The organism is Gordonia alkaliphila (assembly GCF_023017165.1).
Classification (GTDB): Bacteria; Actinomycetota; Actinomycetes; order Mycobacteriales; family Mycobacteriaceae; genus Gordonia; species Gordonia alkaliphila.
This window is the reverse complement of record NZ_JALKBW010000001.1, coordinates 2,737,948-2,751,302: the sequence shown is the minus strand read 5'-3', so window position 1 is coordinate 2,751,302 and position 13,355 is coordinate 2,737,948. Positions and strand designations below refer to the sequence as shown.

Sequence of the window (13,355 nt, the reverse complement as noted above, 5' to 3'; positions counted from 1 at the left end):
GACCGGCTCAGTTGAGCGCGTAGACGCCGATCGCGTTGTCGACGATGGTGCCGAAGTACAGCACGCCGTCGCGCTCGGCGACGCTGGTCACGAAGGTGTAGTCGACGTCGGCCGGCTTCACGTCGTGCACCACGGTGCCGTCGAAGTCGAAGGCGATCACCCACACCACGTCCTCGGGCGAGGGGCCGAGCCCCTCGGGTACCCGCGCCAGCACCCGTCGTGCCCGCGGCGGGAGGCGGAAGATCTTCTCCAGCAAGGGATTTCGCGGCGACGCCAGGGCACACCAGACCAGCCCGTCGGAGCCGATCGACAGGTTGTCCGGGTAGCCGGGCAGATCGTCGAGCAGGACGTCCACCTCACCGGCCTGCTCGCCGGTCAGGTGATAGCGGGTGATCCGCGAGGCCCCCGTCTCGGCGACCAGCAGGTACGACTCGTCCGGCGCCAGGACCACGCCGTTGGCGAACTGGAGGTCGTCGAGCAGCACCACCACCTCGCCATCCGGGGTGCGTCGGATCAACCGGCCGCTGCCGCTGTGCTCGATGATGTCGCTGCGCCACTGATCGATCCGGAAGCGCTGCGACGACGCGGTGAAGTAGGCGGTGCCGTCAGCCGCGGAGACCACGTTGCTGGCGAAGTGCAGCGGCCGATCGTCGACGGTGTCGACCAGCACCGAGGGCCGACCGCGGCCGCCCTCCAGATGCATGAGCCCGAAGTCGTGATCGCAGAGCAGGAGCGAACCGTCGGGCAGTACTTCCAGACCGAGGAGGTGCCCGGCGGTGTCGGCGAGCACCTCGACCGCGCCGGTCGCGGGAGTCACGGCGACGAGCCGACCGTCGTCCAGGCCGGCTGCCACGCGTCCGTCCGGCAGACAGACCACGTCCTCGGGGCCGTTTCCGGGGAGGGCGATGCGGCGAAAAGAAGTCACGGTGTCAGTCATATCAGGATCGGCCTGCGCTCGCTCGGGCCGTTGGTCCTGTTCGGTCGACGATACGAACCCTGGTGCCTATTCACCTTGATTCATAGTGTCACTGTTGCATAGTGCGTAGGTGCAGGCGTAGATTTCAGGCATGGCACTTGAACACGCCATCCTGGTGTCGTTGGCCGAGCGCCCCGGGACGGGATACGAGATCGGACAGCAGTTCCAGCGTTCGATCGGTTACTTCTGGTCGGCCACCCACCAGCAGATCTACCGGACCCTCAAGAAGCTCGACGCCGACGGCCTGGTGACCTTCGAATCGGTGGTGCAGGACGGCCGCCCGGACAAGAAGGTCTACACGCTGTCCGACGCTGGACGGGCCCTGCTGACGTCGTGGGTCGAGAGCCCCACCGCGTTGGTCCCGCTCCGCAGCGACCTCGGAGTGAAGCTCCGGGCCGCCGAATTCGGCGACCTCGCCCGCATCCTCGGCGAACTCAAGGCGCACCGGGACGAGGCGGACGCCCAGCTCCAGCTGTACCGCGGCTTCGAACGGGACTACTACCCGGACCCGGATGCCCTGACCGGCCGCAAACTGCACCAGTACCTGGTGCTGCGCGGCGGAGTCCGCGCCTCGCAAGCCACCGTCGACTGGTGCGACGAGACCATCGCCGGTCTGCAACGCGAACTCGACAACGAGCACTGACCCGCGCCCCGCGCACCCCGACCCCAGCCCAGCGAGCGCCTCGCCCGAGGTGTCCGCCCCGATCAAGAAAGGTCGCCATGTCAGCCCCGACCAGCGCCCCTAACGCCCACTACCCCAAGCTCTTCGAGCCGCTGCAGATCGGCGGTATGACCCTGCCGAACCGCGTCGTCATGGGTTCGATGCACACCGGCCTGGAAGACCGCATCTGGGACACCCCGAAGCTCGCGGCCTACTACGCCGAACGCGCCCGCGGCGGCGTGGGCCTGATCATCACCGGCGGCTTCTCCCCGACGCGCACCGGCCTGCTGCTGCCGTTCGCCGGCAAGATGACCAACCACGCCGACGTGCTGCGCCACCGCGAGTTCACCAAGGCCGTGCACGCCGAGGGGGGCAAGATCGCCCTGCAGATCATCCACGCGGGCCGCTACGGCTACACCCCGATCAAGGTGGCGGCCGGCAGCGAGCCGTCGCCGATCCACCCGTTCAAGCACATGAAGATGACCGATCAGATGATCAAGCACGTCATCCGCACCTTCGGCGAGGCCGCCAAGCTGGCCCGCCGCGCCGGCTACGACGCCGTCGAGCTGATGGGCGGCGAGGGCTATCTGATCAACCAGTTCCTGTGCCCGCGCACCAACGACCGCACCGACCGCTGGGGCGGCTCCACCGAGAACCGCCAGCGCTTCCTGATCGAGATCGTCAAGGAGGTGCGCAAGCAGACCCCGCGCGATTTCCCGGTGATCCTGCGCCAGTCGGTGGCCGACTTCGTCACCGGCGGCCAGACGTTCGACGAGATCGCCCTGCTCGCCCAGCGGGTCGAGGAACTCGGCGTCGACGCCATCAACACCGACATCGGCTGGCACGAGGCGCAGGTCCCGACCATCGTCACCTCGGTGCCGCGCGGCGCCTTCGTGAAGTTCACCGAGCGGCTGCGCGACGTCGTCGATATCCCGCTGATCGCCTCGAACCGGATCAACACCCCCGAGTTCGCGGAGGAGATCCTGGAGAACGGCAAGGTCGACGCCGTGTCGATGGCCCGCCCGCTGCTGGCCGACCCGGACTTCGTCAACAAGGCCGAACAGGGCCGCGCGGACGAGATCAACACCTGCATCGGCTGCAACCAGGCCTGCCTGGACCACGCGTTCGTGGGCAAGAAGGTCTCCTGCCTACTGAACCCGCGCGCCGGCCGCGAGACGGTGCTGACGCTGGGCCAGACGCGCCACGCCAAGCGCGTCGCCGTGATCGGCGCCGGACCGGCCGGGCTGTCGGCCGCGGTCTCGGCCGCCCAGCGCGGACATCGCGTGGACCTGTACGAGGCCGGCGACGCGATCGGCGGCCAGTTCTCCATCGCCGCACGCATCCCCGGCAAGGAGGAGTTCAACGAGACCATCCGGTACTACAACCGGCAGCTCGAGATCAATCAGGTGACCGTGCACCTGGGCACCCGCGTCACCGCCGACGAGATCATCGCGGGCGGCTTCGACCAGGTGATCATCGCGACCGGTGTGACCCCGCGTGTGCCGGACATCGACGGTATCGATCATCCGATGGTGATGTCGTACGCCGACGCCGTGCTCGGTCGCCGCGAGGTGGGTAAGCGCGTCGCCGTCATGGGTGCCGGCGGCATCGGCTTCGACGTCACCGAGTTCCTCACCGTCGACGACTCCCCCACCCTGAACCTGAAGGAATGGGAGCAGGAGTGGGGCGTCACCGACGACCTCGACACCCCCGGCTTCGTCACCAAGCCGCGTCCGCTGCCTGCCGTTCGTCAGGTCTACATGGTCCAGCGCAAGCCCGGCGGTCAGGGCAAGACGCTCGGCAAGACCTCCGGCTGGGTGCACCGCGCCACCGTGAAGATGAAGGGCGTCGAGCAGATCTCGGGCGCCGTCTACGACAAGATCGACGACGCCGGCCTGCACCTGACCCTGCACGACAAGGAGGGCAACGAGACCGGCAAGCGGATCCTCGAGGTGGACAACGTGGTGGTCTGCGCCGGACAGGAGTCGGTGCGCGACCTCGTCGATCCGCTGACCCTCGCGGGCGTCACCACCCACGTGATCGGCGGCGCCGACCTGGCCTCCGAGCTCGACGCCAAGCGGGCCATCCGTCAGGGCACCGAAGTGGCCGCCGGACTCCCCTGATCCGACCCGCTCCCGGCGCGCCCGCTTGACCGACCCGAACGGATCGGTCAGCGGGCGCCGCGGCATGCACCCACGGCGGTAGAATTCAGTCAGGAGCACCGACCGGATTCGAGGTCGTCATGAATACTGACACCGCCTTCACCGCCGATCAGATCTGGTGGCACATCGACGCCGAACGCGCGATGTTGGCCGACTTCCTCGCCGACCTCGACGACGACTCCTGGAACACCGACTCGCTGTGCGCCGGATGGCGGGTGCGCGACGTCGCCGCCCACCTCACGATGGCGCATGCACGCCTGCGCGACCTCATGCCGTGGCTACTGAAGACCCGCTTCTCGTTCAACGCGTCGATCCGCGAGTCGGCGATCGCGCTGCCCGCCGATCACACCGAGATCGTCGCCCGCTTGCGCGGCATGGTCGGCAGTCGGCGGACCGCGCCGTTCGTGTCGATCCGGGAGCCGCTGATCGACGTCCTCGTCCACACCCAGGACATCTGCCTACCCCTCGGGCGCGAACTCCCGGAACCGACGCCGACGGCGACCTCCGGCTCCCGCGCAAGAGCCGCCGCGGCGGCGGCCAACCGGGTGCTGGCACTCAACCAGCGGCCGGTGGTGCGGCTGCGTCCACCGCCGCGCGGCGTGCACCTGGTCGCCGTCGACACCGAATGGTCGTGGGGCGCGGGCGAACTCGTCACCGGAAGGATGACGCACCTGCTGCTGGCGCTCGCCGGCCGACCGGCCGCCGCCGACCTGCTCTCCGGGCCGGTGGAACTGCTCGATCGTCGAGGAACGCCGACCAGCCATTAGGATCTGGCGCATGGCTCTTCCCGCACCGACCCCCTCCGCTCGCGCCGTCGTCACCGGCGCCTCCTCCGGCATCGGCATGGCATTGGCCTGCGTGCTCGCCGACCGCGGACACTCGCTGATCCTGGTCGCCCGCCGCGGCGAGATCCTCGACGAGCTGGCCGGCGAACTGCGTCGGCGCTGCGGGGTCGAGGTGGAGGTGCGCGCCACCGACCTGTCCGACGCCGCCGCGACCGCAGCCCTGTGCGAGGACCTGAAGACGCGCGAAGTCTCCGTCCTGTGCAACAACGCCGGCATCGCCACCTTCGGCGCCCTCGTCGACCTGGACCCGGACTACGAGCAGGCACAGGTGCTGCTCAACGTCAACGCCGTGCACGACCTCACGCTCGCCGTACTGCCGCAGATGGTGGCGCGCGGCGCGGGCGGCATCCTGATGGTCGGCTCCGCGGCCGGCAACATGCCGATCCCGAACAACGCCACCTACGCCGCCACCAAGGCGTTCGTGAACACCTTCAGCGAGTCGCTGCGCGGCGAGCTCGCCGGCACCGGCGTGCACGTGACGTTGCTGGCGCCCGGCCCGGTGCGCACCCAGACGCCGAGCGCGGACGAGGAATCCATCGTCGACAAGATGGTCCCCGACTTCCTGTGGCACTCCTCCCAGCGCGTCGCCGAGATGAGCCTGGATGCGTTGGCGCGCAACAAGATGCGCGTCGTCCCCGGCGCACTGTCGAAGGCCATGTCGGTGGCCGGCGGCTACAGCCCGCGCGCCATCGTCGCGCCCATCGTCGGCACCTTCTACGCGAAGCTGGGCGACGCCGAGTAGTCGCCGAGGGATACAGTCGAGAACCGTGGAAGACAAACTGGTCTGGATCGACTGCGAGATGACCGGGCTGGACACCGGCACCGACAAACTCATCGAAATCGCCGCCCTGGTGACCGACAGCGACTTGAACATCCTCGGCGACGGCGTCGACGTGGTGATCCACGCAGGCGACGCCGCCCTTGCGGCCATGCCGCCGGTGGTGGTCAAGATGCACGCCGCGTCCGGTCTCACCGAGGAAGTGCGTCGTTCGACGGTCACCGTGGCCGAAGCCGAACAGATGGTGCTGGCATACCTGCGGGAACACGTCCCCGGCGGCGGGGTGCCGCTGGCCGGCAACTCGATCGCCACCGACCGCGCCTTCCTGGCCCGCGACATGCCGGAACTGAACAACTTCCTGCACTACCGGATGATCGACGTCAGCTCCATCAAGGAGCTGTGCCGGCGGTGGTTCCCGGCGATCTACTTCGGCCAGCCGGAGAAGGGGCTGGCGCATCGCGCCCTCGCCGACATCCGTGAGTCGATCCGCGAGCTCCGCTACTACCGGAAAGTGGCCTTCGTGCCGGAGCCCGGACCGGACGCCGACGCACTGACCGCCGCCGTCGCAGACCTCGGACCTGCGTAAACAACACCGAGGTAAGTCAATTGGAGTTCACCGGAGTTTGCGGCTAGAGTAAGGCCCTGGATCGGCAAGCAACGCGCAAGCGAAGCCGAAGATCCCGATGGTGAGTGTAGTTCAGTTGGTAGAGCACCAGGTTGTGATCCTGGCTGTCGCGGGTTCGAGTCCCGTCACTCACCCCGAAATGAGGCCCTGAGCCTGCCGTCCGGCAGCTCGGGGCCTCACTCGCATCGGTGTGCCGAGGAGGTCTGTTGTCCGTCGTCGAACGTCTGGACCGCTTTCACCGGCGCTACCCCAAGACCGGGTTCCCGCTCGCGGTCGCCTACAAGTTCTTCGACGATCAGGGCGGCTACCTCGCAGCATTGATCACCTACTACGGCTTCGTGTCGTTGTTTCCGCTGCTGCTGCTGTTCACCACGATTCTGGGCTTCCTCCTGGAGAACAATCCCGGCCTGCGCGACCAGATCGTGAGCTCGACGATGAGCGAGATCCCGGTGATCGGCGGGCAGCTGAACGACCCGGCGGCCCTCAGCGGCGGCACCACCGCGGTCCTCATCGGCCTGATCGGCGCGCTCTACGGTGGCCTCGGCGTCGCCGTCGCTTCGCAGAACGCGATGAACGCCGTCTGGGACGTCCCGCGCAACAGCCGACCCAACCCGATCAAGGTCCGCCTGCGGGGACTGGTCCTGCTGTTCACCGTGGGGCTGTCGATGGTCGCCCTCGTCGCGATCAGCATCGTGGCCGCGTCGTTCGACGTGACCGGCCTCGGCGACCTGTTCACCCGCGTCGGCACGTTCACGCTGGCCCTCGTAGTCTTCGTCTTCGCCTTCATCTTCGGCACGGCGCGCAAGGTCGGCGTGCTCGACGTGCTGCCCGGCGCCGTGATCGCCGCCGCAGGCTGGCAGCTGCTCGAGCACTTCGGCGGCTACTACATCGAGCACGTGATCGCCCGCACCGAGAAGATCAACGGCGTCTTCGCGATGGTCCTCGGGCTCATCGCCTTCATCTATCTGGCCGCCGCGCTGGTGGTGATCTGCCTGGAGGTCAACGCCGTCCGCGTGGACAAGCTGTACCCGCGCGCCCTGCTCACGCCGTTCACCGACAACGTCGACCTGACCGAGGGCGACGAGAAGGCCTACCGGCAACTCGCACAGGCCCAGCGGCAGAAGGGCTTCGAGACCATCGAGGTCACGTTCGATAATCCGCGCTCCAAGCCCTAAGCTGGCGGGGCGTTCGCAGCGCGCACGCCGACCGGGACGACCCGGCCGCCTCCTTCCTCGCGGGGACGACCCCGCCCGGAGTGGACCCACTCGTGAAAGACCTCGCACGCATCGTGCTCGGCTGGGGCGCCTTCGTCGCGCTCGCGCTCTCCGGCGATCTCCTCGCCACGCCGACGCCCGCACCGATCCTGATCACCGCCCTGATCGCCATCGTCGCCGTCATCGTGGTCGCCGCCTTCGGCGTGGTGACCCAGGCCGAGGCGCTCGCCCACCGGCTCGGCGATCCCTACGGCACGCTGATCCTCACCCTGTCCATCGTGCTGATCGAGGTGGTACTGATCTCGGCGATCCTCCTGGGGCCGGGCGAGCATCCCACGATCGCCCGGGACTCGGTGATGGCCGTGTCGATGATCATCCTGAACCTCGTCGTCGGCGCCGCGCTGGTGGTCGGCGGCGTCCGACAGCACGGCCGCCTCACCGCGAATCGGCGCGGCATCGGCGTCTACCTCGGCCTGCTGGTGGCGCTCACCGCGGTGGCCTTCGCGCTACCGAAGGCGATCGGCGACGACGGCGCCTACTCGACGTCGCAGGCGATTGTGGTCGCGGTCGGCACCCTCGGGCTGTATGCCTTCTTCCTGTACCGCCAGACCGGACCGGACGCCGACGCCTTCCGTGAACCGGCGGCCGCGGCGGCGCCCACGCATCCGCCGATCAGCGACGTGTGGGCCGCGAATCGCCGCGAGATCCTCACCCGGATCACCGTCCTGGTGGTCACCGCGATCCCCATCGTGCTGCTGTCCCACGACATGGCGAGCCTGCTCGACGACGGCCTCGGCCGGCTCGGCGCGCCCGCCCCGCTGGCCGGCCTGCTGATCGCGGCCATCGTCTTCCTGCCGGAGTCGTTGACCGCGATCCGCGCAGGTGCGGCCGGCGAGATGCAGCGGGTGAGCAATCTGTGCCACGGCGCACTGGTCTCCACCGTCGGCCTCACCATTCCGGCGGTGCTGGTGATCGGCCTCGTCACCGGGCAGACGGTGGTACTCGCCGAGTCGACGGCGAACCTGATCGTGCTCGGCGTGTCGCTGGCGCTGTCGGTCGTGACCTTCACCGCCCGCCGCCTCACCGCCTGGCACGGCGCGGCGCACCTGCTGGTGTTCGCCGCCTACGGGGCCGTGCTGCTGGGCTGAACGGACAGCTGGACGTCCTACTCGGCGGACAGATCCTGGACGCTCGCGAGGTCGGCGATCTGGCGGGCCAGGCGCACATCGGCCTCGGTGAGACCGCCGACGTCGTGCGTGGTCAGCGACAGACCGACGGTGCCGTACCGGAAGTCCAGGTCCGGGTGATGGTTGAGGGCCTCGGCGGCCGCCACGATGTCGGCGACGAAGGCCAGCCCCCGCACCATCGACCCGGTGCGATAGTCGGCGCGCAGGTGGGCGTCCTCGACGCGCCACCCCGGCGGGAGCTGCTCGGCGGCCTCGGCTTCGGACAATGGACGCGGATCGGTGCTCATCCTCCCCACCATAACCACCTCGCCGCGTCGCCGCGGCTGTACCGACGGCGGTCGGCGCGCCTGAACATCCCCCGGTCCGCCCGGCAGCGCCCGCGGTGGGTAAGACTGGAGGCCATGAGTCCGGATTCACCCGAACCCGCCGACGACACCGCCCTCTCGTGGCTCGACGCAGCGCCGTGGCTCGATGAGTTGCGCAGCGATCCGGAGTTCTTCTGGCTCGACGACCATCCGGCCGACACCGATCCGGAGGTGGCCCGCGCGCACTGCGACCTGATCGCGGTCCTCGTGGTGGAGACGCAGGCCTCCACCCCGATCGGCGAGCTGCTGCCGCTGCTGCCCGGCGGCGTCGATCTCATCCCGGATCCGAACCTGCCCACCCGCACCGCGAACTGGCTGCTGGCCTCCTCCACGTTCACCACCGACCGCATCCGCGACGTGACGACCTCGGCGATTCTCGCCAGCCGTGGCATGGGCATGGGGTCGGTGCTGCCGCTGCTGAGCCGCCTGGTGAAGCTGTCCACGCACGCCGATCGGGTGGGCGGCGACCATTCCGATGCCCGCCGCCGGGCCGTCGACGACGTGGTGCGCGATCTGGAGATCATCGCCCGCTGGCGGTACGCGACCGGGGACGAGACCACGCCGCTGCTCGACCCCCTGCCGGACGCCGCGCCGTCGGTGGCCCATGACGCGCACCGTCGACTTCACGCGCTCACCGCGGCCGGTCCGCTGGTCGCCGCGGCGGCCGCCGCGAACGTCGCCGACCAGCTCAGCGAACGACTGGCCGCGCTCGCCGACCGTGACCGCGAGGTCTTCGTCGAACGTCGGCTCACCGACGATCGGACGCCGCTCGAGGCGATCGGCGAACGCTTCGGCGTCTCCCGCGAACGCGTACGACAGTACGAGGCCCGCGGCCTCGACGACCTGTACGCCTGGCTGGAGGGCAGCTCCGACGCACAGTTCCTCATCGAGTCGGCGGTGGCGATCACCGACACGGTCCGGCCGCTCGACGACCTGCTCGCCGCGCTGCCCGCGATCGGCGAGGAGGTGGCCGCGGTGGGGCGACCGCTGTGGCGGGTCCTGGTCGGTATCGGAGCTCCGTTCGAGGTCGACGGTGTCTGGGCGGCCTCCCCCACGCTGGCCGCCGCCCGCGAACAGACCACCGCGCTGCTCGACGGCCACGCCGACGAGTACGGCGTGGTGGATCCGGCGGTGTTCGCCGACCTGACCCGCGCCGCCCTGCCCGACGAGACCCCGCACTGGCGGACCGACTGGGCGGCCGAGGTCGGTGCGGTGGTCTACCGCGACCGGATCCTGACCCGCACCGGCACCATCGAGGACTACGCCGCGGCCCTGCTGTCGATTCACGGCGAGCCGATGACCCCCGAGGAGTTGGTGGCGGCGTTCCACGTGCAGCGCTCGGCCCGGTCGATGGTCAACCAGATGACCGGGGACGAGCGCTTCATCCGGGTCAGCCGCAGCCAGTGGGGCCTGCGCGCGTGGGGCGGTCGGGAATACGCCACCATCCGAGCGGCCATCGGCGACCTGCTCGACGACCTCGGCGGCAGCGCACCGCTGGAGGAGCTCGTCGACCAGCTCGCTCCGCGCTTCGACGTGAAGCCGGCGAGCGTCGTGGCCTATGCCGCGGCCCCGCCGTATCGCACCGACGACGGCGTCGTGACCCGCGCCGACGACGCTCCGCAGCCGCGGAAGTCCCCCGCCCAGACGCGCCACCTCTACCGCGTCGGGCGGGCGTGGAAGCTGCGGGTCGCCGTCAACGCCGAGCACCTGCGCGGCAGCGGATCCCCCCTGCCGATCGCCCTGACCACCGCATTGGCGTTGGAGCACGGACAGACGCGCCAGCTGTCCTCGGCGCGCGGGGACCAGCCGGTGTCGTGGACCTCGCTGCAGCCCAATCTCGGCAGCATCCGCCGGTTCTTCGCCGACGCGGGCGACGATCCGCCCGGCGAGGCCTTCTTCGTCTTCACCGACGACGGCGCGTTCGACGTCGAACCCGTGGTGCTCGACGGGGAAGACCCGACCGACCGACTGCTCGCCGCCGTGGGCGCGGCGGACGCCGATCCCGCGACGGCCTCGACGATTCTGGCCGTCGCCGTCGGGCTGCCCGAGGACGCGTCGACCGACGAACTGCGGGCGGCGCTGCTCGCCCGCGGCGAATCCGATCTCGCCGCGCTGCTGGCCCCCTGACGTCGTCGCCGTGTGCAACAGTTGAGACAGTCCCCGGTTCCCACCAGTGGTGCCGTCCCGAGAAGAGAGGCCGCCTCATGCCGCCCCGCCGCCGATCTGCGAACACCGGATCGCTGACCACCGAAGACCTCGCGGTCCTCGCTGCCGCCGTCGCCGAAGGACGGCGTGCCACGGTGTACCTGGTGGAGGGCACCCCGAGTCTCGGGTTGGAACCGGGCAGTTCCGCGCGGGTGATCTCCGTGGACGGTCAGACCGTGGTGGTCCGCCCCGCGGCGTCGACGACGAACTGCCCTTCGAGGCCGACGAACTCCGGCGCAGCAAGAATCCGCCGCCCGCCCCCGCCCCGAAGAAGACGGCGCCCGCGAAGAAGGCCCCGCGAAGAAGGCGCTTCAGCAGACTGCGACCACGACGACGGGCGCCCCCGCCATCTCCTGCGTCGCCGTCCGCAGCGCCGACGCCCGCACCCGCACCGGTACGGCCCGCCCCGACGCAGAGTGCCCCGACCAAGAGTGCCCCGGCCAAGCGCGCATCGGCCAAGTCGGGCGCACCCACGTCGGTGACCGTGACGCTGCACGGCGCTCCGGACAACACCTGGTCGGTGGCCGTCGCGCGCGGCGCCCGCAAGCCCCAGCGCGCCCGGCCGGTGTCCCCGGATGCGGTGGAGGCGGCGGTCGCCGGCCTCGGCGATCCATCGTCGCTCGAGGCCGTCACCACGCTGTTGCACGCGGCCCGGGAGGAGGCGCGGCAGCGGGTGGACGCCCTCAGTCGTGAGCTCGAGGAGGCCCGGCAGGCGCTGGCGGCGCTCACCGAATCCGGTCCGCGTCGGACCCCGCTGACATAGTGGGCGGCATGCGATCGACCTGCTCCGTGTACATCGACACCGGCTACCTCCTGGCCTCGGCCGCCACCCGGGTCACCGGTACGTCGCTGCGCAGCGGCATCCACGTGGAGTACCGCCGGCTCATCGATTCCCTGGTGGCGTTGGCGCAGGACCACTCGGGCCTGCCGCTGCTCCGCGTGCACTGGTACGACTCGGCGCACAACGGGGTGCCGGACGCGCAGCAGCAGCGCATCGGCGAACTCGCGAAGGTGAAGCTGCGGCTCGGACGCTTCGGTTACGAGGGCGTCCAGAAGGGCGTCGATCTGCGGATCGGCCTGGACCTGGTGACGCACGCGCGCAACAAGACCTCCGATGTGTTCTTCCTGGTCAGCGGCGACGACGATCTGACCGAAGCCGTCGAGGAGGCGCAGGCGCACGGCGTGCAGGTGGTCCTGTTCGCCGTACCGGTGAACGGCACTCGACCGCACGGCGTGAACCGCCATCTGATTCGCGCGGTCGACGATCTGCACGTGATCGACGGCGCGATCATCGACGACGCCGCCCTCAAGGTGGAACTCGAGGCCGCCCCGGTGGTGACCGCCGAACCCGCGCCGGCGGCGGAGGCCACACCGGCACCCAAGCCCGGTCCGTCACCGCGCGACCTGGCGACCTCCCGCCCCATTCCGGCACCGGCCAAGGCGCCCGCACCGATCCTGGCGTACACCTCCGCGACCGGCACCACCAGTTACGTGGCCGCCGAATACGACGCGACGCCGTGCGACGAGGCCGCCGAAGCCCTCACCGCGGAGCTGGTGGATCAGATCGCCGATCGGGTGCTCACGTCGTTCCTGACCAGTTCCGACGAGAAGGCCAAGGCGGCGCTGGCGCTGTCCCGCCGTCGATCCCGCGGGACATCGACCGCGCCCTGCTGCTCGACGCCTGCGAGGCGGTCGACGTCTACGACCTCCCCGAGCAGGCGCGCTATCGCCTCCGGACCCGGTTCTGGGATCGGTACGACGCGAACGCGGCCGCGGTGGGCTGAATCAGACGCGTCACGGGGGCGGTCGGACGCGTCACCGACTCAGTCGGCGAGGAAGTCCCGCTGGAAGATCGCCATCCGCGTGACGTCCTGGTAGGCGCCGTCGGCGAAGTACTCCTCGCGGAGCACGCCCTCGCTGACGAAGCCGACCTTCTCGTAGACGTGGATCGCCGCCGCATTGGCGTTGTCCACCAGCAGGTAGACCTTGTGCATATTCAGGATCGCGAACGCGTAGTGCAGCACCGACCGGGTGGCGGCGCCGGCGTAGCCGTTGCCCTGGCTGTCCGGGGCCACGATGATCTGGAACTCGCAATTGCGGTGGCGCACATCGATGTTCACCAGTTCGACGATCCCGCAGCGGCGGCCGCCGTCGTCGATCACGAAGCGCCGTTCGGTCTCGTCGTGCAGACGCTGGTTGTACCGGTCCTCCATCGCCGCCAGCGAATAGGTCGGTTCGACGAACCAGTAGCGCATCACCTCCGGGTCGTTGAACAGCCCGTGAACGAAGGGCAGATCCGCTCGCTCCAGCGTGCGCAGCGCAGCCGTCATCGGCCGT

13 protein-coding genes and 1 tRNA gene are annotated in these 13,355 nt (G+C 69.8%); 11 read left to right on the top strand and 3 right to left on the bottom strand.

Translation table 11 applies throughout. From position 1 onward, the window contains the following. Positions 1 to 7 precede the first annotated feature (7 nt). Positions 8 to 925, bottom strand: coding sequence for an SMP-30/gluconolactonase/LRE family protein (locus MUG78_RS12460; RefSeq protein ID WP_246995233.1), 918 nt, complete (start codon positions 923 to 925; stop codon positions 8 to 10). Positions 926 to 1,067: 142 nt separating this feature from the next. On the opposite strand from MUG78_RS12460, the gene MUG78_RS12455 reads away from it, so the two are divergent. The 8 genes from MUG78_RS12455 (at position 1,068) to MUG78_RS12420 (ending at position 8,409) form a co-directional block, all read left to right on the top strand. Beyond that, complete coding sequence (locus MUG78_RS12455; RefSeq protein WP_246995231.1) at positions 1,068 to 1,619, top strand: PadR family transcriptional regulator; 552 nt, start codon at positions 1,068 to 1,070, stop codon at positions 1,617 to 1,619. Between the two features lie 77 nt (positions 1,620 to 1,696). Beyond that, positions 1,697 to 3,760, top strand: a complete 2,064-nt coding sequence (locus MUG78_RS12450; protein ID WP_246995229.1) for an NADPH-dependent 2,4-dienoyl-CoA reductase — start codon at positions 1,697 to 1,699, stop codon at positions 3,758 to 3,760. 119 nt (positions 3,761 to 3,879) lie between these two features. Next, on the top strand, positions 3,880 to 4,566 hold the full coding sequence (locus MUG78_RS12445) for a maleylpyruvate isomerase family mycothiol-dependent enzyme (protein ID WP_246995227.1): 687 nt from the start codon (positions 3,880 to 3,882) through the stop codon (positions 4,564 to 4,566). A 10-nt stretch (positions 4,567 to 4,576) separates the two neighbouring features. Continuing rightward, a complete protein-coding gene (gene cmrA, locus MUG78_RS12440) occupies positions 4,577 to 5,386 on the top strand; it encodes a mycolate reductase (RefSeq protein ID WP_246995225.1) in 810 nt (269 codons plus the stop codon). 25 nt (positions 5,387 to 5,411) lie between these two features. Continuing rightward, positions 5,412 to 6,008 (top strand): oligoribonuclease, encoded by a 597-nt coding sequence (gene orn, locus MUG78_RS12435; protein WP_246995224.1) that lies wholly within the window; start codon positions 5,412 to 5,414, stop codon positions 6,006 to 6,008. A 100-nt stretch (positions 6,009 to 6,108) separates the two neighbouring features. Further along, positions 6,109 to 6,181, top strand: a tRNA-His gene (locus MUG78_RS12430). A 72-nt stretch (positions 6,182 to 6,253) separates the two neighbouring features. After that, complete coding sequence (locus MUG78_RS12425) at positions 6,254 to 7,222, top strand: YihY/virulence factor BrkB family protein (RefSeq protein WP_246995222.1); 969 nt, start codon at positions 6,254 to 6,256, stop codon at positions 7,220 to 7,222. 92 nt (positions 7,223 to 7,314) lie between these two features. Then, positions 7,315 to 8,409 carry a calcium:cation antiporter gene (locus tag MUG78_RS12420; RefSeq protein ID WP_246995220.1) on the top strand — a complete coding sequence of 365 codons (1,095 nt, stop codon included), beginning with the start codon at positions 7,315 to 7,317 and terminating at the stop codon, positions 8,407 to 8,409. A 17-nt stretch (positions 8,410 to 8,426) separates the two neighbouring features. Here MUG78_RS12420 and MUG78_RS12415 read toward each other — a convergent pair whose 3' ends face one another. Next, positions 8,427 to 8,735: a 4a-hydroxytetrahydrobiopterin dehydratase gene (locus MUG78_RS12415; protein WP_246995218.1), complete on the bottom strand. Its 309-nt coding sequence runs from the start codon at positions 8,733 to 8,735 to the stop codon at positions 8,427 to 8,429. Between the two features lie 114 nt (positions 8,736 to 8,849). On the opposite strand from MUG78_RS12415, the gene MUG78_RS12410 reads away from it, so the two are divergent. The 3 genes from MUG78_RS12410 to MUG78_RS12400 are packed head-to-tail and all read left to right on the top strand — an operon-like array spanning position 8,850 to position 12,896. Next, positions 8,850 to 10,940 carry a sigma factor-like helix-turn-helix DNA-binding protein gene (locus MUG78_RS12410; protein ID WP_246995216.1) on the top strand — a complete coding sequence of 697 codons (2,091 nt, stop codon included), beginning with the start codon at positions 8,850 to 8,852 and terminating at the stop codon, positions 10,938 to 10,940. A 46-nt stretch (positions 10,941 to 10,986) separates the two neighbouring features. Further along, positions 10,987 to 11,781: a DUF6319 family protein gene (locus tag MUG78_RS12405; protein WP_308221358.1), complete on the top strand. Its 795-nt coding sequence runs from the start codon at positions 10,987 to 10,989 to the stop codon at positions 11,779 to 11,781. 8 nt (positions 11,782 to 11,789) lie between these two features. After that, entirely contained in the window at positions 11,790 to 12,896 is a 1,107-nt protein-coding gene (locus tag MUG78_RS12400) for an NYN domain-containing protein (protein WP_308221357.1), read from the top strand. On the opposite strand, the gene MUG78_RS12395 is transcribed toward MUG78_RS12400, so the two are convergent. Continuing rightward, positions 12,842 to 13,348: a GNAT family N-acetyltransferase gene (locus MUG78_RS12395; protein ID WP_246995214.1), complete on the bottom strand. Its 507-nt coding sequence runs from the start codon at positions 13,346 to 13,348 to the stop codon at positions 12,842 to 12,844. The genes MUG78_RS12400 and MUG78_RS12395 overlap by 55 nt on opposite strands. Positions 13,349 to 13,355 lie beyond the last annotated feature (7 nt).